Raw genomic sequence first — 21,439 nt, 5'->3', positions numbered from 1 at the left:
TCCCCGTGCAAACCACACTTCAGCTCACCGAGATCGATACCAACAAACTACACCAGGACTACCTGCACCTGCACCAGAGTCCGGAACTGTCGATGCAGGAGCACAATACCGCCAGCTTCATCGAATCACAGCTCACCGATATGGGCATCGAAAACTTCCGGTGCGGGGGCACCGGTGTGGTGGGCATCCTGCGAAATGGTCGGGGACCAGTGGTGGCTTTCCGGGCCGATAGTGATGGATTGCCCATCCAGGAGGACACCAAGGTCGACTATGCTTCGACCGCACGCGGCACGCTTTCCGACGGCACCGAGGTACCGGTGATGCATGGCTGCGGGCACGACACCCATAGGGCCAGTGCGCTGGCTACGGCACGAATCTTGGTCCGCAGTTCCACTTCGTGGCAGGGCACCGTCATCTTCATTTTCCAGCCGGGTGAGGAAACCAGCGCCGGAGCTAGCGCCATGGTGGCCGACGGATTATGGGAGAAGGTTCCACTTCCGCAGGTGGTGCTGGGCCAGCATGTTTTCCCCTTTGCCACCGGCACGATCTCGGTGACCCCTGAATCTGCCATGGCGATGGCCGACTCCTTGGAGGTGACCCTCTACGGCAAACAAGCCCACGGATCCCAGCCGCAGGATTCTATTGATCCGATAGTGCTGGGCGCCAACATCATTACCCGATTGCAGACCATCACCTCACGCGAGCTCAACCCATTGGATTCTGCCGTGGTGACTTGTGGTTCCTTCCACGCTGGGCTGAAGGAAAATATCATTCCAGATTCCGCGGTGTTCACCTTAAATATCCGCACGCTTACCGACCCGGTACGTGCCAAGGTGCTTGCCGCTGTCACTCGCATCATCAATGCAGAAGCTGAGGCATCCGATGCGCCACAACCGAAGATCACCGAGTTGTATACTTTCCCTCGTCTTTACAACGATCCGCAGCACACCGAACAGCTGGTACCGGCATTTGGTGAAGAGTTCGGAGAAGATCAGATCCGCTTGGCTCCCCCAGCGATGGGATCCGAAGACTTTGGCGCACTGGCCGATGCCATCGGCGTGCCCAATGTCTTTTGGATGTTTGGCGGCGCTGACCCACAAGATACTTCACCTGCGGTCAACCATTCGCCGTTCTTCCTGCCGGAATACCGTGGAGCTCTGGATACCGGAGTTCTTGCTGCGGTGGCAGGATTAATGCACTACTTGGGGCGCTAGAGGGCTGTGCGCCCGTCAAGGTAGGCGCGCAAGACCTGCAGCACACCGTGTTCGGTATTGGCTGGGGCCGTGAAGTTCGCGGCCGCGGCAACGTCGGGGTGGGCGTTGGCCATGGCGAAGGAGTAGGTGGCTGCCTTGATCATTTCCAGATCATTAGGGTAATCACCAAACACGACAGTTTCGTCGTCGTTGATGCCTAGTTCCTTTTGCAGCGCACCAAGAGCTAGTCCCTTGTGTACACCGTGGTTCATGGCGTCAACCCAGTGGCTTCCAGAGATGACAACCTGCAGCGGAACATCAAGCACATCAGCCATTTCTTGGACCTTGCTGGTGCCAACGTTCACTGCCATCTTGATGATTTCATCATCAACGTCATTGAGGTTTTAACGACCTCAACTGCACGGTAGTACGGTGCGACTGCCTGCATGAATTCTTCGTCATTGCGTTCAACATAGGCAGTACGTCGTCCGCACAACACCAATCCAGCATCCAGCGCTTCTTGTGCTCGGACCGCATCAATGACCGCATCCACAGATGCCGAATCGATGATGTTGGAGTAGATTTCTTTGTCGCCATCCATCACCACGGTGCCGTTTTCGGCAATGATGGCGATTTCGCCGAGCTGCGCGAACTGCTCGCGCAGGGTGGCGAACTGCCGGCCTGAGGCGGGCACAAACTTGATGCCGCGAGCCTGAAGCTGGTCAATCACGCCCCAAGCGTCATCCGGGATTTGACCGTCTCCGTCCAAAAAGGTGCCGTCCATGTCAACGGCAACGAGCTTAATTTGGGCGTTCGGGTCAATGGTATGCATTAGTTCCTTAGTTGTTTGGATGCATGGCGCGCTGCGCTGCGCCCAACACTCCGGCGGCGTTGTTGAATTGCGCAGGCACAACTTTTGCGCGCAACTCCAGCTTAGGCAAGAAGTGCTCGTGGTCCTCGGAGATTGCGCCGCCAATGACAATCAAGTCAGGGCTGCACAAGAATTCAACGTGCGACAGGTAGCGCTGCAGTCGCTGAATGTACTGCTCCCAGCTCAGGTCCTCTTCGCGCATAACGCGTGCGGCTGCCTTGCTTTCAGCATCAAATCCGTCGATTTCTAGGTGGCCAAATTCCACGTTAGGGAAGAGCACACCATCACGGAAGAATGCTGAACCGATTCCGGTGCCCAGGGTCAGCAACAAGGTGCTGCCCTTGAGTGGAATGCCGTCCTTGGAACCTGCGCCAGCAAAGACTTCAGCTACGCCTGCGGCATCTGCATCGTTGAGCACGTGGACTTCGCGGCCCAAGACTTTGCCGAGCATGGTGGTGGCGTCAAGGCCGATCCATGCCTTGTCGATGTTTGCTGCCGAGTGCACTACACCGTCAATGACGATGCCTGGCACGGTGACTCCCACGGGAATGCCGGCAAGATCCTCGCCGGTGACCTTCTGCAAATCGATGATGATCTGCGCCATAACTTCGGCCACAGCATCTGGGTGAGCACCCTCTGGGGTGGTCGCCTTATTCACGGTACTTTCGACAAGTTTTCCGTCGGTACCGACCAAGGCGTACTTGATCGAAGATCCGCCCATGTCAAGGCCGATGGCAGCGTACTGCGACTTACTTGCCGATGCGTCAGATGATGCCATCAGGATTCTCCCCAGCGGTGCAAAGAAATTTTAAGGACTCTTTACGATATATTGGTTCCGCCGTTTGGTCAACGTTCGCGGTAGTTTTCCCAAAGTTTATCTAATGCGACTTCGCGCGCACCAGCAATGGCTCCATGTGCGGCAGCCTGGGCTCCGAGTGCAGAAGAATGAACATGCACTGGAACCAGCAATCGATCATTAACCTCGTCAGCCAGTGCTTGGCACAATTCTTCGGTGACCGCAGGCCCACTAACGACCAGCTGTTGCGGGTCAACAAAACCGACCAAATTCGCCACCACCTGGCTCAGTGGCCTCAGGAAAGGTTTCCACGTGCGCTGATCTGCCAGCTTCTCCCAGAGCACGCGGGTCTGGAACATGCCAGCTTCACCCAATACTTCGCGTAGGTTCTTTTCACCGAGCAGCTGGTTCTCCAGTTCGCCGGCAGTACCGTGACGTCCGCGATGAAGCTTTCCGTCAATGACCAATCCAGCACCAAGACCGGCACCGATGTAGAGCATCATTAGTGAGCCGTCGCTGTTCTCGGCTTCGGCTACCGCCATCCAGTTCACGTCATTGTCCAAAACCACTGGCGTCTTCTGATCAAAGAGTCCAGCCAAGTTGGCGCCTGAGGCAGGGAAAATCTCGGTGGGAACTACGCGTTCTGAATCCTCACGGAGCACCGGAGCTGCCTGACTGACTGCAGCAGCAAGCAACGGCGAGCGCAACTGCTTGTGTACCCGGGTGATCTCCGTGGCCGCCATCTTTTCGACTTCTTCGGCGCTACTGTGCGGGGTCAAAGCGTAGAGCCGATCCACCAAAATGTTGCCCGCCAGATCGGTGGCGCGAACCTGCAAGGATTCGGCTTGCAGGCACAATGCGAGCAGGTGACCAAACTCGGCGCGTAGCGCGTAGCGTTCTGGGGTACGTCCGCGCTTCGTTTCAGAGGGACGGTCAATGGCCAGGGCCAAACCGTTCTCCTGCAATCGTGAGATCGCTTGAGAAGCAGTGGGTTTGGAGATGCCAAGGTCGGCAGAAATCTGGGTGCGCGTCGCCGGTGCGGTGCACAGGTAATCAAACACCCGGATGTCGGTCAGAGTTGCCAGTGCTCGTGGACCGGCGGTCGAATCAGTCACCCCTCAATCCTACTGGTCAAGGCAGCAGTACTTGGCGAACTGAACGCCCCTGAGCCAATTCATCTAACGCCTCATTGATCTGCGCCATCGGCCGGGTACGCACCAACTTCTCGATTGGCAGTTTTCCTGCGCGCCATAAGCCTGCGTAGCAGGGAATGTCGTTGGCTGGAAGGGCTGAGCCCATGTAGCTGCCGATGATGGTTCTTGCCCCAGCCGTCAGCGACAGTGGTTCAATGCTGCTCATCGCCCCTGGTGCAGGAAGCCCCACGGTCACCAGCGTCCCGCCAACAGCGGTAGCGGCCAGCGCGGTTTCAAAAGCTCGTGGGTGTCCCGCAGCTTCAATCACGATGCTGGCGCTACGCCCGGAAAGATCCTGCGGTGTACAGGCTTCGTCAGCACCTAGTTCCAAGGCTGTGGTCAATTTGTCTTCATTGGCATCTATCGCCAGAATCTTGCCTGTGGTGCGTTGACCTACTGCCACCAGTAAAGCGGCCATGCCTACTCCGCCGAGCCCAACGATCGCGACATCTTCTGCACCCGTAGCTTTGGCTGCATTGCGCAGGGCCCCGCCACCGGTGAGTACCGCGCAGCCAAGTACGGCAGCTACTTCAGCGGGAATATCAGCTCCTACCGGCACCACGCTGCGTGCATCCATCACGGCATAAGTAGCAAAGGCAGAGACACCCAGATGGTGGTGCACCCCTGGCCATCCATCTGCAGCCGGCGAGTGCCAGTGAGCAACGTTCCTGCGGTATAGGCTTCGGTACCGGCAGTGCAGGGTAGCTTTCCTCCGGTGGCGCAGGCTTGGCACTTCTCGCAGCGTGGCAGGAACACCGAAATGACTTGCTGGCCCACTGCCAGCTGCACCCCGGCACCGACCTGTTCCACAATGCCCGCCGATTCATGTCCAAGCACCATAGGTAGAGGCCGTGGCCGGTTGCCATCAATCACCGATAGATCAGAATGGCATAACCCCGCGGCGTTGATGCGCACCAGCACTTCGCCAGGACCAGGTTCATCAAGCTGCACTTCACGCAATGAAAGCGGTTGGTGTTCGGCGTAGGGTTGCTGATTCTCTCGTTGTTCAAGAACGGCGGCCTGGATCAAGCGCACCCTTAGCCTGCCTGCTCTGGGTTCCACCCGCGGACCGCACCGTCAGGCAAGAGGTTTTTGACGATCAACGAGCAGTCCTTATCCCCCAGCCCTTGGGCAATTAGCTCATCAAATTGTTCCCGGGCTAGTGTCGCCGCCGGCAAGCTCACCCCGGTGCTTTCCCCGGCATCTAAGGCAAGGCCGATATCTTTGCGCGCTAGATCCGCACGGAAGGTGGCCTCAAAATTATTGTTGGCCGCGGCAGTGTCGATAATGTCCGGGACCGGGTACCAGGTTTGTTGCGCCCAGGATTTGCCCGACGAGACCGAAGCGATCTCCCAGAACACCTTGGGATCCAGTCCGAGCTTTTCGGCCAGCTGAGAGCCTTCGGCGCTAGCCATCAGATCAATAAAGAGCATCATGTTGTTGCAGATCTTGGCGGCAATGCCCATAGTGGCCGTACCTGCGATGATGGTCCGCCCACTCATCGGGGCAATATAGTTGGTTGCCCGCTCCATGAGTTCTTGCGCACCGCCAAGCATGAAGGCCAGGGTTCCTGCAGCTGCCCCGGAAATGCCACCAGAGACTGGGGCATCAACAAAGTTCAAACCACGTTGGGTAGAACCTTCATGGATATAGCGTGAAGTTTCGATGTCCACGGTAGAGGAATCAATGAGCAACATGTCCTTGGTGGAGTTGGCCCAGATTCCTGCCTCACCTTCATACACCGAGCGCACGTGCTGCCCCTTGGGCAGCATAGTGAAGACTACTTCGGCACCATCAATGGCTTCGAGGACCGAACTGGTGATCTGTACCCCGCCTTGGGCCGCGGTATTGCAGGCATCCTCGTTGAGATCAAAGCCCAGCACCTGATGACCTGCTGCAACGAGGTTGGCGGTCATCGGTCCGCCCATATTGCCTAGACCAATCCATGCGTACGTGCTCATCGAATATCCCCTCACCATTGAGTTTTGTCTTCTCAAGCCAGCGTAGGTTGCTCTGCTAGGGGCACTCAATGTTTGGGAGCAATCTAATTGCGCATGGGCAGTGTGCGCTGGCGCACACTGCCCATGGCAGACTGGTTCTATGGACCGTCAGATCGATTACCGCCACCTCGAATCCCTCATTGCTTTGCTCACCGTGGCACGCTTGGGTCGCTACACCGCAGCGGCAGCTGTACTCGGGGTGAACCACTCGACAATCTCCCGGCGCATCGACGCCCTGCAAAAGGCCATGGGCGGCCACCTGCTGACACAGACACCCAACGGTTGGGAACTAACGGACCTCGGACGCCATGCCATGGCCAGTGCCGAGGCCATCGAGCAGGCGGTAGCAGCGATCAGCACCGAGGACGATTCCCCAGCGCTCGCCGGTCACGTGCGCTTGGCAGCGCCTGATGCGTTCAGCGCTCATCTTGCTGCCCCTGCTTTGGCTAAGTTGCAGGCCCGTCATCCGCAGTTGGTTTTTGAAATTGTTTCGGAAACCACGCGTGCGCGGCAGACTCGCACCGGCATGGATTTGGAAATAGTCATTGGACAGCCCAACGTCCGTAAAGCGGCTTCCACAAAACTCATGGACTATGAATTGCGACTATACGCTACCGCCGAATATCTAGAAGTCCATGGAACTCCGCAACAACTTTCAGAGCTGGCTAGGCATAGCCTGAACTACTACATCGACACCGCTCTGACCGTGGACAAGCTCGACGAGGCGACCAGTCATCTACCGCCTATGCGGCGAGCAATTTCCTCGACCAGCATTGCCGTGCAGTACGCAGCAACAATGAATCATGCTGGTCTCGGATTACTCCCCGTTTTCTTATCTAAGCATTACCCGAATCTGATTCCGGTGCTGCACGATCAGTTCAGTTATCTCTCGGAATATTGGCTTGTCGGCCGCGAGGAAGCTCTGCGCAGCAAGGCCGTGCAGGCGACCGTTCGAGCGCTGAATGATGCAGCAGCCAATGGGGATTGGTTTATTCTTCCGTTCCCTGAGCAGGCTCCCAACTAAGCACCGCTTCACACAGCTCTGGCACGCTGCGCGAACTATCAAGGCGCAGTACAGGGCAATTCAACGTATCCAACCACGCTTCATGTTTAGCCCGGTTTCGACCGTGAAATTGTGGATCGTCGTAACTTTGGGACCAGTGCATAAATTCGTCAAAGGCAGCACTGTCGATATCCTCCCCTCACGACGGATCAATTCGCGTTGCCTGGTCCGGCTGAGGCGCACCGCAGGGTCCAAGGACAAAAAGACCACGGCATCACATTGTCGTAAGACCAAATCTGCCCACCCATTAACCGAGCCTGATAAGACCCAGGCGGCGCGTGGCACAAACATGCTAAGCATCAGAACCACCCGATCTTTGACGGGCCGTGCTTGAACGTAGGGCGGAACGCTGGGGAGCCAGAAGTAGTCATCCGAATCAGCATGAGGCACCGACCAAGCAGTGGCCACGGCCCTACCTAGCGTCGTTGTTCCTGATCCGCTGGCGCCCACAATATACAGTCGGCACGGTTGCATCTTTTTCTCCTTGGACGTGTTTTTCCCAGACGAAAAGTCTACGCCCGCGCCCCGGAAAGCTCCGCTGGGTTCTCCGCACCTACGCAATAGAAAAACAGAAGGTGGCCAGCTCTGTGATGAACTGACCACCTTCTTGGCTATCGAAGAAGCTGTTACTTCTGCATCTTCAAATGCTTTGCTACTTCAACCTCACCATCAGTAGCCAAACGGTCCGCTTCGTCAATGGCACTCAAGTCAGTTCCCTTGGTTTCACACATGAAGAAGACTGCGACCAAGGTGACCAGTGCTGCGAAGACAATGTAACCAGCCACCGGAACCCAAGATCCGTAGACCTTCAGTAGCCAGGTAGCGATGATCGGTGCCATGGAACCGGCCACGATCGAGGTGACCTGGTAGCCCAAGGAAACACCTGAGTAGCGCATGCGGGTTGGGAACATTTCAGCCATGATGGCTGGCTGGCCAGCATACATCAGTGCGTGTATCGCAAGTCCCAGCACGATAGCGGCAAGGATGATGCCAAGGTTGGCAGTGTTGAACATTGGGAATGCCACTACACCCCAGACCATCATGAGGATAACGCCAGTGGCATAAACCGGACGGCGCCCGCGGGTATCGGTGAAGCGTCCAACCAGCGGAACCAAGATTGCGTGAATGACGTGGGCAATGAGCATCAGGCCCAAGATGGTTGAGGTCACCATCTTCAACTGAGTGGCCATGTAGGTGATCGAGAAGGTCACCACCATGTAGTACATGATGTTCTCACCAAATCGCAGTCCCATTGCGGTGAAGACGCCGCGTGGGTAGCGCTTGAATACTTCTCCGACACCATAGCCGACGGCAGCATTCTGCTCCAGCTCAGCTTTTGCTTCTTGGAAAATTGGTGCGTCCGAAACACGAGTACGAATGTAGTAGCCAACAATGACGATAATTACTGAAAGCCAGAAACCGATACGCCAACCCCAGGCCAAGAAAGCTTCGTCGCTCAAGGTGGAAGACAGAACCAACAGCACCACGGTTGCCAGCAGGTTTCCGACTGGAACAGCAGCTTGTGGCCAGGAGGCCCAGAATCCACGTTCCTTACTCGGAGCATGTTCGGCTACTAGCAGCACCGCGCCGCCCCACTCGCCACCCACAGCAAATCCCTGAAGGAAGCGCAAGGCGACCAGCATGATTGGTGCTGCGTAGCCAACTGAATGGAAGGTCGGCAGGCAGCCCATCAAGAAGGTCGTTGCACCGACCAAGACGATGGCCACCTGTAGTAGGTGCTTGCGGCCGTACTTGTCGCCAAAGTGTCCAAAGACAATGCCACCGATTGGCCTAGCGATGAATCCCACCGCGTAGGTGAGGAAGGCTTTGATGATGTTGTCGAGGTCATTGCCGTTGTCTGGAAAGAAGATCTTGTTGAATACCAAAGTGGCGGCGGTGGCATAGAGGAAGAATTCATACCACTCGACCACAGTTCCTGCCATGGAAGCCGCTACTACCCTGCGCAATCCCTTGCGTTCAGATTTTGTTGACGTTTCACTGGCCACGATTTATTTCCTAACGCCCTTGCCAGTCACCCCATCGGAACCAGCTTCACCAGAGAGTATGACCCGGATCACATCGTCAAAGATAGTCGCAACGGTGCATAGTAGGAAACAGATTGTGCACATTCGGCGTGCTTTTTTGCACAGGCCATCAAGTTCTTAGGAGGTCCCGTGGCGATAAACGTGAATTTGCGTGGTGTGCAGATGGATGAACAAACCAGATGCGCTCACTATCATCAGCTCAACGACGTGATTGCGCTCAAGCACGTCTGCTGCGATACCTATTACCCGTGCCACCTCTGCCACGCCGAATTGGCTGATCATCCGGCCCAACTTTGGCCGGCAGATAAGTTTGATCAACCCGCAGTTCTCTGCGGAGTTTGCCGCTGCGAACTAAGCATTGATGAATACCGTGCTTCATCTTCATGCCCGCACTGCCAAGCGCTATTCAACCCCGGCTGCAAACTCCACGAAAATCTGTATTTTGAATTGTCGTCCTAGAAATCTTCCGCAGCTTCAGGCTGTCGAGGAATAACCAATACGGGGCGCAGCTGTTTGTGCGCCAAGGTGACGGCAATGGAGCCGTCAATGATTTCAGTCATTCTGTTGCGCAAGCCAGCTCTTCGAGTACCGACAACAATCATTTGAGCATCAAGTTGCTCGGCTACTGCGCTGAGCACCTTTGCTGGGTCGCCGGCAACTGTGTAGGTTTCGAATTCGACACCAGTAATCACCGAGGAAATCTCCCACGCTAGTTCCTCTGAGACTTTGCCCGCCGAGGTTAACAGGTCTCCGGCGGCCAACTTTTGCGTCATGATCCGTCCAGAGTCTGCATAAACGCACACCAGACGTGCATGCAATTCTCTCGCCAGCTTTCCAGCGGCCGCCAACACGGCTGCATTCATTCCAGGTTCCACACCCAAAACCATCGTGCCCATCAGCTGTTCCTGCTTTCTAACGAACCGGTATTCACCAAAAATCCCGAACTAAAGTTGCGTCAAATCAATCTGCACATCGGCCAAACGTTCCGCGTCGATGTTCCGCCCCACCAGCGTCCGCAACGTATCGTTGACGTCCCCAATATTCACGTTGGCCGCAGCAGTCACCGTCTGGCCGTGCTGCCAGAATATAATGAATTCTCCAGATTCAGTATCTCCACGGATCACCGTTGTGTCATCCGGTGAACTGTGGCCAACATATTCCATACCCAGATCAAACTGGTCTGTAAAGAAGTACGGCAACCAGTCAGAGGACTCATCAGCGCCGGTGAGCGTTGCGGCGGCCAGCTTCCCTTGGCGTATTGCGTTATCCCAGTGTTCTACGCGCAGGTGGCGATCGAGATGTGTGTTAAAAGCTTGGGCAATATCTCCCACTGCGAGAATCTGTCGATTACTACTTCGTAGGCTCTGGTCAACAACTACGCCACCGTCCACGTCCAACCCCGCAGTTTCAGCTAGTTCCAGATTCGGAACCGCACCCATCGCTAGGATTACAACGTCAGCACGGGAGGATCCAGCATCCGAATACACTTGCAGATGCCCGTCCGCTCGTTCGATGCCCTGTACCCGTGCTGTACGCACATCGACACCGTGACGTTGATGTAGCTCCAAGAGATAGTTTCCGAAGCGCTCGCCAAAAACCTTGCTCAGCGGAACGTCGGTTGGCGAATACACGGTGACCCGCGCTCCGCTCTGACGCGCCGAGGCAGCGACCTCCATACCAATCCAGCCAGAGCCGACCACGGCTACTTGCGTTCCTTCAGTGATGTCCTCACGCAGAGACTTTGCGTCATTCAGCGTCCGCAACACGTGCACACCAGGCAAGTCATAGCCGGCAATCGGAGCCTCTTTCCCGAGGCTGGCCCGCGATCCGGTGGCTAGAACCAGATGGTCATAGCTCACCGAATCGCCATCCGCTAGCAGTACTCGTTGCTGTTCCGCTTCAATGCTGATCCCGGCCACACCCAGACGCAGAGCAACCCCATGTTCGGAGTACCAAGTGGAGTCATGAACGATGAAGTCCGCTGGCTCTTCCTTGCCTTGCAAGAAGCCTTTAGATAACGGCGGACGTTCATAAGGCAAATCGGTTTCATCACTGATCAAAGTCAGCTTCCCGGAATAACCACGCTCACGTAATTCGCTCACGACGCTTGCAGCGGCTAAACCCCCACCAAGGACAACGATCGATTCCATGCTGCACCCGATTCCTCGACAACCATGTACCTCGATACTCACACCCGGAGGCTGTGCTTGGCAAGGACTTAATCGACTCACTCAGAGATTGATCATGTGTCCAGTAAGCCCGTGGAAACTTTCCTGCAAAGCTTCTCCCAACGTCGGGTGAACGTGCACGTTACGGGCAAGTTCGGTCGCGGTCAGATCCCACTTTTGAGCGAGCGTGAGTTCTGGCAACAGCTCAGCCACATCGGCACCGATCAGGTGTGCACCGAGCAGCTCACCATACTGGGCATCGGCAATGATTTTCACGAATCCTCCGGGTTCACCCAGGCCGTGCGCTTTTGCGTTGGCGGTAAATGGGAACTTAGCAATTTTCAGCTCGTGGCCGTCATCTCGCGCTTGCTGTTCAGTTAGCCCGAAGGAGGCAACCTGCGGCTGCGAGAAGGTCGCACGTGGCATCATCCGGTAGTCTCCCAGCGTCTGGGTTTCTGCGCCGGCGATGGTTTCCGCTGCCACGACGCCCTGGGCCTCAGCCACGTGGGCCAGCTGCAGCTTTGCGGTCACATCTCCAATCGCGTACAGGTGTGGCACATTGGTGCGCATGTAGTCGTCGATACCGATGGCACCGCGATCGGTCAATGTGATGCCCGTATTTTCCAGCCCATAGCCATCGGTGCGTGGAGCAAAGCCCACGGACATTAGCACCTTGTCCACAACGATGCTTTTGGGTTCAGCACCCTTCGGTGTATAGGTCACGGTCACTAAGGATCCATCATCTTCGACAGTATTCACCGAGGCCGAGGTGAGCAGGGTGATACCCAACTTCTTATACTGCTTGGCGATCTCTTTGGAAACTTCTGGATCTTCATTGGGTAGAGCCCGGTCAAGGTATTCAATAATCGTGACCTCGACTCCATAGTTGGCAAGGACATAGGCGAATTCCATCCCAATGGCTCCGGCACCGACGATCACCATGGAGTTTGGCAGTTCTCGGGAAAGGATCTGGGACTCGAAGGTCACCACGTTCTTACTTATTTCCACCCCTGGCAGCAGTTTCACAGTGGAGCCCGTTGCAATGATGGCGTTGTCAAAAGTGACGGTTTGGCTTCCGCCCTCGGAGAGCTGAACCTGAAGGGTGTGAGCGTCGCTGAAGCTACCCAGTCCGTTGATCTCGGTGATGCCGTTTTTCTTCATGAGGAAGTGCACACCTTTAACTCTTCCCTCGGCTACGGTGCGACTGCGGTCAAAAGCGACCGAGAAATCAAAGTCCACCTCTCCGCGGATGCCGAACTGTTCAGCTTGATGAGTGAAGGTGTGAGCAAGTTCAGCGTTGCGCAGCAGGGCCTTGGAAGGAACACAGCCCACATTAAGGCACACCCCACCCCAGTACTGCTTTTCAATGACGGCCACCGATTTGCCCAGTTGTGCGGCACGGATAGCGGCGACATAACCACCGGGGCCCGCGCCGAGAACTACAACGTCAAAGTGATTAGTGCTGGTGTTCATGGAAGTTCTCCTTTAGATACAGATTTGTTTCTCTTGGCAAGATTGCTGCGATCTGCTGTTCAACGTTGGCGCGGATGACAGGCAATGAGTCATCTAGGTACATGGTGGCCGTTGCAGTGACATGGACTATCGAGGTGATCACACGAGCGAGTATCGCTGCGTCAAGGCCAGCGTACTCCGAGAGCACCTTTCGCATTCCTTGTTCCCAGCGCTGGGCATGGGCCAGTCCCTCGGCTCGATGAGGTTCTGCGGGGTCGCCAAAAACTAGCTCATGCATGTAGGTGCGACCATTTTCTGGATGCTCTCGAATACAGGTCAGCACCGGGTCTATCAGAGCCATGAGGTCTCGAACGGGGTGAGGCTCCGGCCCCTTAATCAAGGTGTCGGCAGCCAGCCCTTCTTCGATTGCGGTGGCGAATTTTTGGTTCTGCACCATAATCAAAAGCTCCGCTTTGGTTCCCGCGTAGAGGTACAGGGTTCCGATAGCGATATCTGCTTTGTCAGCAACCTGTTGCGTTGTGACACTGTTGATTCCCTCTTTAGCGAGCAGGTAGCTGGCTGCGGACAAAATTCGCTTAAGTTTTTCTTCTTTAGCCCGTTCCCTGCGACCACGGGGAGCATAGACCGACTTCATATTTCCTCCCTTGACAAAAATATCTGAGCTTGCTCATAATTGAGTATACTCGGAAGCATGGAGATGAAAACCTTTCATCCTCACAGCGAACAAGGCAGGAAGCACACAGCGCAAATGACAAAGCAACCTAACGAAGATCACGGTGCCACAGCATCGCTTGTTGCTGCGGAAAATCGCACGGTGGATGCCGCCGGGGCACAATTCATCTACCGCGAACTTGGTAATGCTCAGGATGAGAGCTTGCCCCTGGTCGGGCTGACCCATTTGGGCGCGAACCTCGATAGCTGGGATCCAGAACTCATCGACCCCATCGCCGCCACGCGACGAGTCATCCTGATTGGCTACCGCGGCGTGGGTGCTTCTACCGGAACACCGCAAGATAATTTCGAGGCCATGGCTCAAGATGCGATAGCGACCATCCGAGCATTAGGCCTAGCTCAAATTGATCTATTTGGGCTCTCCATGGGCGGGATGGTGGCACTGGAAGTCCTACGCCAAGCACCCGAATTAGTGAACCGCGTAGTCTTCGCCGGGACCGGACCGCAGAGCGGTCCTGGACTGACGCAAATGACCAAGACTTTCATCCGCGGTGTCCTACGTGGGGCAATCACTTTGACCAACCCCACCTCCGTCTTGTTTTTCACAAAAACTGACAACGGCAAGCAAGCCTCCAAAGGGTATCAGGCTCGGCTCAAGCTCCGAACCAGCAGTCGCGACAAGCCGGTAGCGCCGAACGTATTAGTGGCCCAGTTACGCGCAGTCAAACGTTGGGGCCAAGCGACGCCCGTGACCCTGGGGTTCACTGGCCCCGTACTAGATTTGCACGGCGATTCTGATGCAATGGTCTTCCCAGAAAACACCGAAGCGCTCAAGCGGGTACTCCCCCAAACGCAGGTGCAGATCTACCCGGACGCCGGGCATGGTGTTGTCTCCCAACACCGTGCATCAATTTCACAAACCATCACTAAATTCTTGAGTCGCTGACCGAGCGACGTTTCGACAAATATCCATACATCAGCCAAGAGGAGCACATAACATGCGAGCATTCGCTATCGATAAATACAAAGGTACGCTCAGCGAGACCAACGTTCCCGAGCCAACCCTCGGCGAGCACGACGTACTGGTGAAGGTACTGGCAGCTGGCGTGAACCAGCTGGACGAAAAGATTCGTGAAGGCGAATTCAAAACCATCCTTCCCTACAAGACTCCGCTAGTCCTTGGCCACGACGTTGCCGGTACTGTCATCAGTGTCGGCTCCCAGGTCCGCGGATTCAAAGTCGGGGACACGGTCTACGCTCGCCCCCGCGATTTCCGCATTGGCACCTTTGCCGAACGCATCGCCATCGATGAGGCCGACGTTGCTTTGGCTCCAACCACCATCACTATCGCAGAGGCCGCTTCGTTGCCGTTGGTTGCGCTCACTGCATGGCAGGCCCTAGTAGTCCGCGCAAATATTCAGCCGGGACAGAAGGTGCTGATCCATGCTGGCGCCGGTGGCGTTGGCTCAATCACGATCCAGCTCGCCAAGCACCTCGGTGCGTATGTGGCCACTACTGTGTCTGCCAAGAATGCCGACTTTGTCCGCGAGCTGGGAGCCGATGAAGTTATTGACTACCGCAACCAGGACTTCGAAAAGGAACTCTCCGGATACGATCTAGTGCTCGATTCACTCGGCGGCGAAAACCTGGAGAAATCACTGCGTATCCTGCGTCCGGGCGGCAAGGCCATCGGCATCTCAGGACCACCAGATCCTGCCTTCGCAGCTAAGGCGGGTCTGAACGTAGTGTTCCGTTTGGCCGTCACCGCGTTGAGCGCCAAAATCCGCAAGCAGGCCAAGAAACTTGGGGTCAGCTACGAGTTCTTGTTCATGGATGCCAGCGGCGAACAGCTGCGCAAAATCGCCAAGCTCATCGACAATGATGTGCTCAATCCGGTAGTTGGCAAGACCTTTGAATTTGATCAGGCACCTCAAGCTTTGGAAGCTCTAGCCAAGGGTGGCGCCCGAGGCAAAGTTGTTATCCTCGGCGCCTAGTTCTCATACCATTTAGCATTCCCCAAGCTCAGGAGGAGCAGAAATCATGTCCACAAATGAACCAGTCATCACTTCCTACGCGCAAGCACCGGCAAAAACCATCAGTGCCGGTGGCGTCAATTTTGCCTACCGCGAGTTGGGCCCAAAGGGCGGCATCCCGGTTGTCTTTTTTGTCCACTTGGCAGCAACCTTGGATAACTGGGACCCACGCATTGTTGATGCCATCGCAAAAAACCGCCACGTTATCACCTTTGATCAGCGCGGCGTAGGCGCATCTTCTGGCACAGTTCCCGACACCTTGGAGGCAGCCGCTGACGATGCGTACAACTTCATTACCGCACTGGGCTACGACAAGATCGATATCTTCTCGTTCTCTATGGGTGGCTTCATCGCTCAGGACCTAGTGGTCAAGCACCCAGATCTGGTGCGGAAATTGGTGCTCACCGGCACCGGACCACGTGGCGGCCGGAACATCGACAAGGTGGTTGCGGTGACCTACTGGGACATCTTCCGCGCCACCATCACCCGCTCAGATCCTAAAGAATTCTTGTTCTTCGAACGCAACAAGGAAGGCAAAAAAGCTGGCAAGGCTTTTGTGGAGCGTTTGAAGGAGCGCACCGTTGACCGCGACAAGGACATCGCATTTAAAGCGCTGCAAACCCAGCTCAAGGCCATCGTGAAGTTTGGCCGTTCGGCACCTTCAGATCTGTCAAAGATCACCATCCCAACTTTGATCGCCAATGGCGATCATGACCGGATGGTTCCATCGATCCTTTCGGTAGACCTACACCAGCGCATCGCCGGATCCGAACTGATCATTTACCCGAACTCCGGTCACGGTGGCGTCTTCCAGTACTGGGAGAAGTTCGCGCCGGTCGCCGCCGAGTTCCTGTCCGAGTAGTCCCGTTTTCTTCGCAAAAATCAATTGGAAGGCCTGAACATGAGTGAGAAAGCAAAACCAGAGGTCGCTAAGCACTTCACTTCATCGATCTTGCTGTGGATGTGCAAGGACCAGCCACGCCAAACCGGCATGGACTATTGGAAAGGCCCCCATTCGGGGATTATCGCCAATACTCCGGGCTTGAGTGAATATCGGCAGATTCATCTGGCAGAAGCTAATCCTGGACGGTGGCCAGCCCGCCCGTCCTTGGAGACGCTCATTCCCGAGGATCGGAAGATTGACGGCATCGCCGAAGTAACCTTTGAAAATGCTCTGTCCCCTTTGGCTGGGCGCGAGCAAACTGCATTGGCCTTTGCAGACGAGGTTAATGTCTTCCGCCGCACCTTGCTCTACGCCGGACCTCCGAGTTCGTCCCGGTGGTACGACGTGGCTCCTGGGTCCCATCCGGGATCTCGCGCAGTGCTGTACCTACGCCGCGGCAAGGACACCGGCACGGTGGCCTTCCATAAGTTCGTGAAGAAAACTTTGGTACCAGCTCTAGTAGAGACCGGGGTGCTTACTGAACTTCGCACCCAGGTATTTCTGCCTTGGAGTCAGAAGCTGTGGGATACCCCAAATGTGGCGCACGATAATCCTGAGGACCAGCATTTACATGCTTCGGTGATTCTTGGCTTTGTTGACGACGAGGCGCGTGAGAAATTTTTCGCTGGAGGTCAGGCTGCCAATCTTTCGGAGCTAATTGCGCCTTTTACCTCGGCAGTTCACGCCTACGATGTGGAAACGACCCTGCGCTACGTAAAGGGTGGCGAGATTCTCGCAGCACCCGAATCCTAGCCGCCCGGCAAATTGTTAAGGCCTGCGCCAATCGGTCAGTCCAACCCACTGACCGAATAGCGCAGGCCTTAGTGCACTGCTTGATTGCCTCGGCTTAGCTTGGCAGTATCGAGGAAATTTGGGTGCGAAGTCGCCCCATGATTTCCGAGTTGCTGGACTGGGCATTGACCGTCGCAGACAATTCCAAGAACATGATCGCTGAGATCACCGAAGCAAAACTCTTTGCCTGATCCTGCGGCATATGGGAGCGCTCGACTAGAAGGTCCGCCGTGGCCGCTTGAGTCTGCTCAACGATAGCTAAGGCTTCAGCGTGGTGAGGTTCTTCCGGATCTCCAAAAACCATCTCACGCAGGTAGGTACGGCCATTTTCTACCTGGACGCGGTTACATTCAACGATTGGTTCAATAAAGGCCAGAATTCCATCCAGCGCAGTGGAGGTCTTATTCGCTGCCGACAATCCGCGTTCCAGAGACTGCGCATAGTGCAGATTTTGCACCAGCAGTAGCAGTTCGCCTTTGTTCTTGGCATACAGGAATAGTGTACCAGTGCCGATATCGGCAGCGTCGGCAATTTGTTGTGTGGTCACTTCGTCTACGCCGTACTTGGCGAAGAGCTTACTGGCGGCCGCGGTGATGCGTTCAAGCTTTTCCTGCTTGTTCCGCTCACGCCGCCCTAGGGGCTGGGACGCCACTGACATTTTTTATCCTCCGGGAATAAACTATGACTACACTCAGTTTTGATTATAGTCACCGTTTGCTGGGGTTGGAAATTTACACCTTCCATTCTTCCACGATGGCGTGAGGCAACAAGGCCTCAACCCTAGGACAGTGCCCACAATTAGTAGATAAGGAAACCGCTCGTTATGACTTCCCCGTCCCTTTGGCAGCCGTTCACTCTCGGCCGGATCGAACTCCCCCACCGCCTTGCTTTGGCGCCGATGACCCGCAACCGCTCAAATGCAGACGGCACCCCGGGCGAGCATGTCGCACAGTACTACGCACAGCGCGCATCCCTCGGCTTGGTTATCACCGAAGGAACCCAGCCATCGGCTGACGGCCAGGGCTACTTCAACACCCCAGGCATCTACACCGAAGAGCACATCGCAGGCTGGCGCAAGGTCGCTGATGAGGTTCATGCTGAAGGTGGGCACCTGTTCATTCAGCTCATGCACGCTGGCCGCTCGGCTCACCCGGATAACACCCCACATCATCGTCAGCCGGTAGCGCCGTCAGCGATCTCCGCCGAGCAAGAGATCTTCACCCTTGAGGGTAAAAAGCAGACTCCCGTGCCACGCGAACTGAGCCGCGAAGATATCCAAGAAGTCATTGGCGAATTCCGTCACGCAGCTGCTTCGGCCATCGCGGCTGGAGCTGACGGTGTAGAAATCCACGCCGCTAACGGATACCTGTTGCACCAGTTCCTGGCCCCAAATGCCAACGAACGCACCGACGAATACGGTGGCTCGGTAGAAAATCGTTCACGCTTTGTCGTTGAGGTCACTCAGGCGGTTGCCGAAGAAATTGGAGCGGATCGCACCGGCATCCGCATCTCGCCTGCTTTCCCACTCGGAGGCCTGTTCGAGGGCGAGCCAGCAGATGTCCATGCCCAGTACCAACACTTGGTCGGCGAATTGGCCAAACTGAATCTGGTCTACCTGCACGTTCATCACCTGGGCGATGACGCACTACTGCGCTCCCTGCGCCAGTCGTGGCCAACGGCCGTGCTGGTAGTGCGCTATGGCCGCGAACGCGAAACTATCGGTGCGGACATCGAGGCAGGATTGGCAGACATCGAACCGCTGGGACGCATTGCCCTAGCTAACCCAGATGTTGTTGAACGCCTACGTACCGACGCACCGGTTAATGATTTGGACCCAGCCACACTCTATGTCGGTGGAGCAAAGGGCTACATCGACTACCCAACCCTGGCTCACGCCTAAAACCAACAGAAACAAATTCACGAAAGAAAGTAGGAAGCATTCTCATGACTTCACTTAAAGATGCAGTAGTTCTAGTCACCGGCGCAAACGGCGGAATCGGTGGACACTTTGTCCGCGAAGCTCTGGCCCGTGGCGCAGCCAAGGTCTACGCCTCGGCCCGCAACCCACAAGTTTGGGATGACGAGCGTGTTGTACCGCTGACCCTGGATGTCACCGACTCTGCATCCATCAAGGCCGCCGTCGAAGCCGCACCAGATGTCACCGTATTGATCAACAACGCAGGCGCAGGCGTAAGCACCTCAGAAATCCTCGTCCAGAGCGACGAAGAAATCCGGGCCAATGTCGAGACCAACTTCCTCGGCCCACTCTTCCTGGCTCGTGCCTACGCACCAGTGCTTTCGGCCAAGGGCGGGAACACCGCGATCATCGATATCCACTCGGCGCTCTCCTGGTACGCCGTGGCAGGGATCTACTCGGCTACCAAGGCAGCCCTGTGGTCAGCGACCAACTCCCTGCGCCTCGAACTGCAGCCAGCAGGCGTTCAAGTAGTCGGCGTGCACGTGGGCTACGTTGATACCGCAATGGCGGCGCATGCCACCGAACCAAAACTGGATCCATCAGTTCTGGTGACCAAGGTGCTTGACGCTACCGAGGCTGGAGAATTTGAAGTTCTAGCTGACGAAACCTCGGTTCAGGTGAAGTCCGGACTTTCTGCTCCTTTGGAAGCCTTGTACCCACAGCTGGCACAGGTCAAGTAAAGCAGCCAAGTAAAAGCTCGCTGGGTATTGGACGGCGGGCATGGTGACTTGTCGGGCCTTGCTTGTACAGTACGAAGCACTCGCAGGTGCAACGTCCACGAACCAGCAAGGAGCCCGACATGTTCAGCAAAAACTCTCCACGCTCAGCAGCCACCGAAGTTCCCGACCGCTTTGTGATCATCTTTGATTCGGCGGATCCGGCAACCCCGGGCATCGCTGCCGAAGCTCGCGAGCAGCAAGTTCCTCAACTGCTAACCGAACAGGGCTACTCCATCAGCGAGTACTTCCCAATGTTGGGCATCGCGGTGGTCACCAGCAAAGCTGACCAGCTTGATGATTTCCGCCAACGCTGCGCAGGCCACCAATTGCCAGCCGAGGTGGTACCCGAACTGATCTACCGCATCCTTCCGGATGCTGTAGCCAAGGACAGTTTCACCGACACGGGGCAGTTCACTTGGGGACTGCAAGCTGTGGGCGCAGATCTCAGCTCTTACACCGGCAAGGGCATCAACCTCGCGGTTCTGGATACCGGCTTTGATGCTAACCACCCGGATTTTGCCGGACGCAACGTCACCACCAAATCCCTGGTGGACGGCGAAGATGCTGCCGACAGCCACGGTCATGGAACCCACTGCATCGGCACCTCCTGTGGACCACGCACTCCTGAGCAAGGCCCGGGTTATGGCGTGGCCAGCGAGGCGAATATCTTTGCCGGCAAGGTGCTCGGCGCCGACGGCTCAGGTTCTGACTCCACTATCCTCGCTGGCATTAACTGGGCCTTGGAAAACAAATGCCAAGTCATTTCGATGTCTCTGGGCGCAGATGTTAAAACCGTGCACCCGCCCTATGTCACCGCAGGCCGGCGCGCCTTGGAACTAGGATCTTTGATCGTGGCCGCCGCCGGCAACAATGCCCAGCGGTCCGCGGGAAACCCCGGCTTTGTAGGTGCACCAGCTAATAGCCCGTACATCATGGCGGTGGCCGCGGTGGACTCAAAACTGGCGGTCGCTGACTTCTCGGCCCAAGCGATCAGCACCGAGGGCGGCGAGGTGGACATTGCCGGTCCTGGTGTAGATGTTTATTCTTCGTGGCCAGGCTCGCAACGCTACAACACCATCAGTGGTACCTCCATGGCTACCCCGCATGTGGCCGGGCTTGCTGCACTGCTGGCCGAATCCACCGGACTACGAGCCCAAGAACTGTGGGACAAGTTAGTCCAAGAAGCTCGCAGCCTGTCTTTGCCGACCACCGATGTGGGTGCCGGCCTGGCCCAAGCCCCCACCAGCGCAGAAAGCTAGGCTCATGTCCGACTCTGAATTACCGGTATATGTCATCACGCTGGCCGAAGGCATTGAAGCCACCGGCGCGGTGAGTGAACTTGAATCTCACGGTTTACAAGTTAAACGAGTGCTCGCTGCCCTGGGCCAAGTTATTGGTCAGGGCAGCGAGCAGGTTGCTACACAGTTACGTGGATTAGATTCCGTGCAATCGGTGGATGCCCAACGCACCTACCGCGCACTAGACGAGTAGCCCGTCCAG

The 21,439-nt window shown here is 56.2% G+C and carries 24 protein-coding genes; 11 read left to right on the top strand and 13 right to left on the bottom strand.

Annotation, left to right across the window (positions count from 1 at the left end; translation table 11 throughout):
- Positions 1-5: 5 nt before the first annotated feature.
- Positions 6-1,214 carry an amidohydrolase gene (locus N6V40_RS06190; protein ID WP_262199422.1) on the top strand — a complete coding sequence of 403 codons (1,209 nt, stop codon included), beginning with the start codon at positions 6-8 and terminating at the stop codon, positions 1,212-1,214.
- On the opposite strand, the gene N6V40_RS06185 is transcribed toward N6V40_RS06190, so the two are convergent.
- The 7 genes from N6V40_RS06185 to mmsB all read right to left on the bottom strand — a co-directional run bounded on the left by N6V40_RS06185 (position 1,211) and on the right by mmsB (position 6,014).
- A complete protein-coding gene (locus N6V40_RS06185) occupies positions 1,211-1,564 on the bottom strand; it encodes an HAD hydrolase family protein (protein ID WP_262199421.1) in 354 nt (117 codons plus the stop codon). The two genes, N6V40_RS06190 and N6V40_RS06185, sit on opposite strands and share 4 nt — an antisense overlap.
- Positions 1,555-2,025, bottom strand: a complete 471-nt coding sequence (locus tag N6V40_RS06180) for an HAD family hydrolase (RefSeq protein ID WP_262199420.1) — start codon at positions 2,023-2,025, stop codon at positions 1,555-1,557. Before N6V40_RS06180 ends, N6V40_RS06185 begins: the two co-directional genes overlap by 10 nt.
- 7 nt (positions 2,026-2,032) lie before the next feature.
- Positions 2,033-2,842: a polyphosphate--glucose phosphotransferase gene (gene ppgK / locus N6V40_RS06175; RefSeq protein WP_131089065.1), complete on the bottom strand. Its 810-nt coding sequence runs from the start codon at positions 2,840-2,842 to the stop codon at positions 2,033-2,035.
- A 68-nt stretch (positions 2,843-2,910) separates the two neighbouring features.
- Positions 2,911-3,975: an ROK family transcriptional regulator gene (locus N6V40_RS06170; RefSeq protein WP_131089066.1), complete on the bottom strand. Its 1,065-nt coding sequence runs from the start codon at positions 3,973-3,975 to the stop codon at positions 2,911-2,913.
- A 16-nt stretch (positions 3,976-3,991) separates the two neighbouring features.
- Positions 3,992-4,675, bottom strand: coding sequence for a zinc-binding dehydrogenase (locus N6V40_RS17305; RefSeq protein ID WP_315973783.1), 684 nt, complete (start codon positions 4,673-4,675; stop codon positions 3,992-3,994).
- Positions 4,630-5,082 carry an alcohol dehydrogenase catalytic domain-containing protein gene (locus tag N6V40_RS17300; protein WP_315973782.1) on the bottom strand — a complete coding sequence of 151 codons (453 nt, stop codon included), beginning with the start codon at positions 5,080-5,082 and terminating at the stop codon, positions 4,630-4,632. The genes N6V40_RS17305 and N6V40_RS17300 overlap by 46 nt, the downstream gene beginning before the upstream one ends.
- 8 nt (positions 5,083-5,090) lie before the next feature.
- Positions 5,091-6,014 carry a 3-hydroxyisobutyrate dehydrogenase gene (gene mmsB / locus N6V40_RS06160; protein ID WP_262199419.1) on the bottom strand — a complete coding sequence of 308 codons (924 nt, stop codon included), beginning with the start codon at positions 6,012-6,014 and terminating at the stop codon, positions 5,091-5,093.
- 139 nt (positions 6,015-6,153) lie between these two features.
- Here mmsB and N6V40_RS06155 point away from each other — a divergent pair, with 139 nt between their 5' ends.
- Positions 6,154-7,077: a LysR family transcriptional regulator gene (locus tag N6V40_RS06155; RefSeq protein ID WP_131089069.1), complete on the top strand. Its 924-nt coding sequence runs from the start codon at positions 6,154-6,156 to the stop codon at positions 7,075-7,077.
- 665 nt (positions 7,078-7,742) lie between these two features.
- Here N6V40_RS06155 and N6V40_RS06150 read toward each other — a convergent pair.
- Positions 7,743-9,122: an MFS transporter gene (locus tag N6V40_RS06150; protein WP_315973781.1), complete on the bottom strand. Its 1,380-nt coding sequence runs from the start codon at positions 9,120-9,122 to the stop codon at positions 7,743-7,745.
- Positions 9,123-9,290: 168 nt separating this feature from the next.
- Here N6V40_RS06150 and N6V40_RS06145 point away from each other — a divergent pair, with 168 nt between their 5' ends.
- Entirely contained in the window at positions 9,291-9,620 is a 330-nt protein-coding gene (locus tag N6V40_RS06145; protein ID WP_315973780.1) for a CHY zinc finger protein, read from the top strand.
- Here N6V40_RS06145 and N6V40_RS06140 read toward each other — a convergent pair.
- The 4 genes from N6V40_RS06140 to N6V40_RS06125 form a co-directional block, all read right to left on the bottom strand.
- Positions 9,617-10,057: a universal stress protein gene (locus N6V40_RS06140; RefSeq protein WP_131089071.1), complete on the bottom strand. Its 441-nt coding sequence runs from the start codon at positions 10,055-10,057 to the stop codon at positions 9,617-9,619. The genes N6V40_RS06145 and N6V40_RS06140 overlap by 4 nt on opposite strands.
- 48 nt (positions 10,058-10,105) lie before the next feature.
- Complete coding sequence (locus N6V40_RS06135; protein ID WP_262199418.1) at positions 10,106-11,311, bottom strand: NAD(P)/FAD-dependent oxidoreductase; 1,206 nt, start codon at positions 11,309-11,311, stop codon at positions 10,106-10,108.
- 81 nt (positions 11,312-11,392) lie between these two features.
- A complete protein-coding gene (lpdA, locus tag N6V40_RS06130) occupies positions 11,393-12,802 on the bottom strand; it encodes a dihydrolipoyl dehydrogenase (RefSeq protein ID WP_131089073.1) in 1,410 nt (469 codons plus the stop codon).
- Positions 12,786-13,436 carry a TetR/AcrR family transcriptional regulator gene (locus N6V40_RS06125; RefSeq protein ID WP_131089074.1) on the bottom strand — a complete coding sequence of 217 codons (651 nt, stop codon included), beginning with the start codon at positions 13,434-13,436 and terminating at the stop codon, positions 12,786-12,788. The genes lpdA and N6V40_RS06125 overlap by 17 nt, the downstream gene beginning before the upstream one ends.
- Before the next feature lie 114 nt (positions 13,437-13,550).
- Here N6V40_RS06125 and N6V40_RS06120 point away from each other — a divergent pair, with 114 nt between their 5' ends.
- Genes N6V40_RS06120 through N6V40_RS06105 form a run of 4 tightly spaced genes read left to right on the top strand, consistent with a single transcriptional unit; the run spans position 13,551 to position 17,203 of the window.
- Positions 13,551-14,420 (top strand): alpha/beta fold hydrolase, encoded by an 870-nt coding sequence (locus N6V40_RS06120; RefSeq protein ID WP_262199417.1) that lies wholly within the window; start codon positions 13,551-13,553, stop codon positions 14,418-14,420.
- A gap of 52 nt (positions 14,421-14,472) precedes the next feature.
- Positions 14,473-15,468, top strand: a complete 996-nt coding sequence (locus tag N6V40_RS06115) for an NADP-dependent oxidoreductase (RefSeq protein WP_262199416.1) — start codon at positions 14,473-14,475, stop codon at positions 15,466-15,468.
- A gap of 46 nt (positions 15,469-15,514) precedes the next feature.
- Positions 15,515-16,369 (top strand): alpha/beta fold hydrolase, encoded by an 855-nt coding sequence (locus N6V40_RS06110; protein WP_262199415.1) that lies wholly within the window; start codon positions 15,515-15,517, stop codon positions 16,367-16,369.
- 39 nt (positions 16,370-16,408) lie between these two features.
- On the top strand, positions 16,409-17,203 hold the full coding sequence (locus N6V40_RS06105) for a strictosidine synthase (RefSeq protein WP_262199414.1): 795 nt from the start codon (positions 16,409-16,411) through the stop codon (positions 17,201-17,203).
- A 94-nt stretch (positions 17,204-17,297) separates the two neighbouring features.
- Here N6V40_RS06105 and N6V40_RS06100 read toward each other — a convergent pair whose 3' ends face one another.
- Positions 17,298-17,900, bottom strand: coding sequence for a TetR/AcrR family transcriptional regulator (locus N6V40_RS06100; RefSeq protein ID WP_262199413.1), 603 nt, complete (start codon positions 17,898-17,900; stop codon positions 17,298-17,300).
- Between the two features lie 165 nt (positions 17,901-18,065).
- Between N6V40_RS06100 and N6V40_RS06095 the strand changes: the two genes are divergently transcribed.
- The 4 genes from N6V40_RS06095 (at position 18,066) to N6V40_RS06080 (ending at position 21,430) form a co-directional block, all read left to right on the top strand.
- Positions 18,066-19,142: an alkene reductase gene (locus N6V40_RS06095; protein ID WP_262199412.1), complete on the top strand. Its 1,077-nt coding sequence runs from the start codon at positions 18,066-18,068 to the stop codon at positions 19,140-19,142.
- Positions 19,143-19,186: 44 nt separating this feature from the next.
- A complete protein-coding gene (locus N6V40_RS06090; protein WP_262199411.1) occupies positions 19,187-19,900 on the top strand; it encodes an SDR family oxidoreductase in 714 nt (237 codons plus the stop codon).
- A gap of 119 nt (positions 19,901-20,019) precedes the next feature.
- Positions 20,020-21,198: a S8 family serine peptidase gene (locus tag N6V40_RS06085; RefSeq protein ID WP_262199410.1), complete on the top strand. Its 1,179-nt coding sequence runs from the start codon at positions 20,020-20,022 to the stop codon at positions 21,196-21,198.
- Positions 21,199-21,202: 4 nt separating this feature from the next.
- Complete coding sequence (locus tag N6V40_RS06080) at positions 21,203-21,430, top strand: hypothetical protein (RefSeq protein WP_131089082.1); 228 nt, start codon at positions 21,203-21,205, stop codon at positions 21,428-21,430.
- The last annotated feature ends 9 nt before the right edge of the window (positions 21,431-21,439 follow it).

The sequence above is a fragment of the Glutamicibacter sp. M10 genome, from assembly GCF_025452055.1.
GTDB lineage: Bacteria > Actinomycetota > Actinomycetes > Actinomycetales > Micrococcaceae > Glutamicibacter.
Note: the sequence above shows the minus strand (reverse complement) of the source record. Positions and strands in the feature narration are given on the sequence as shown.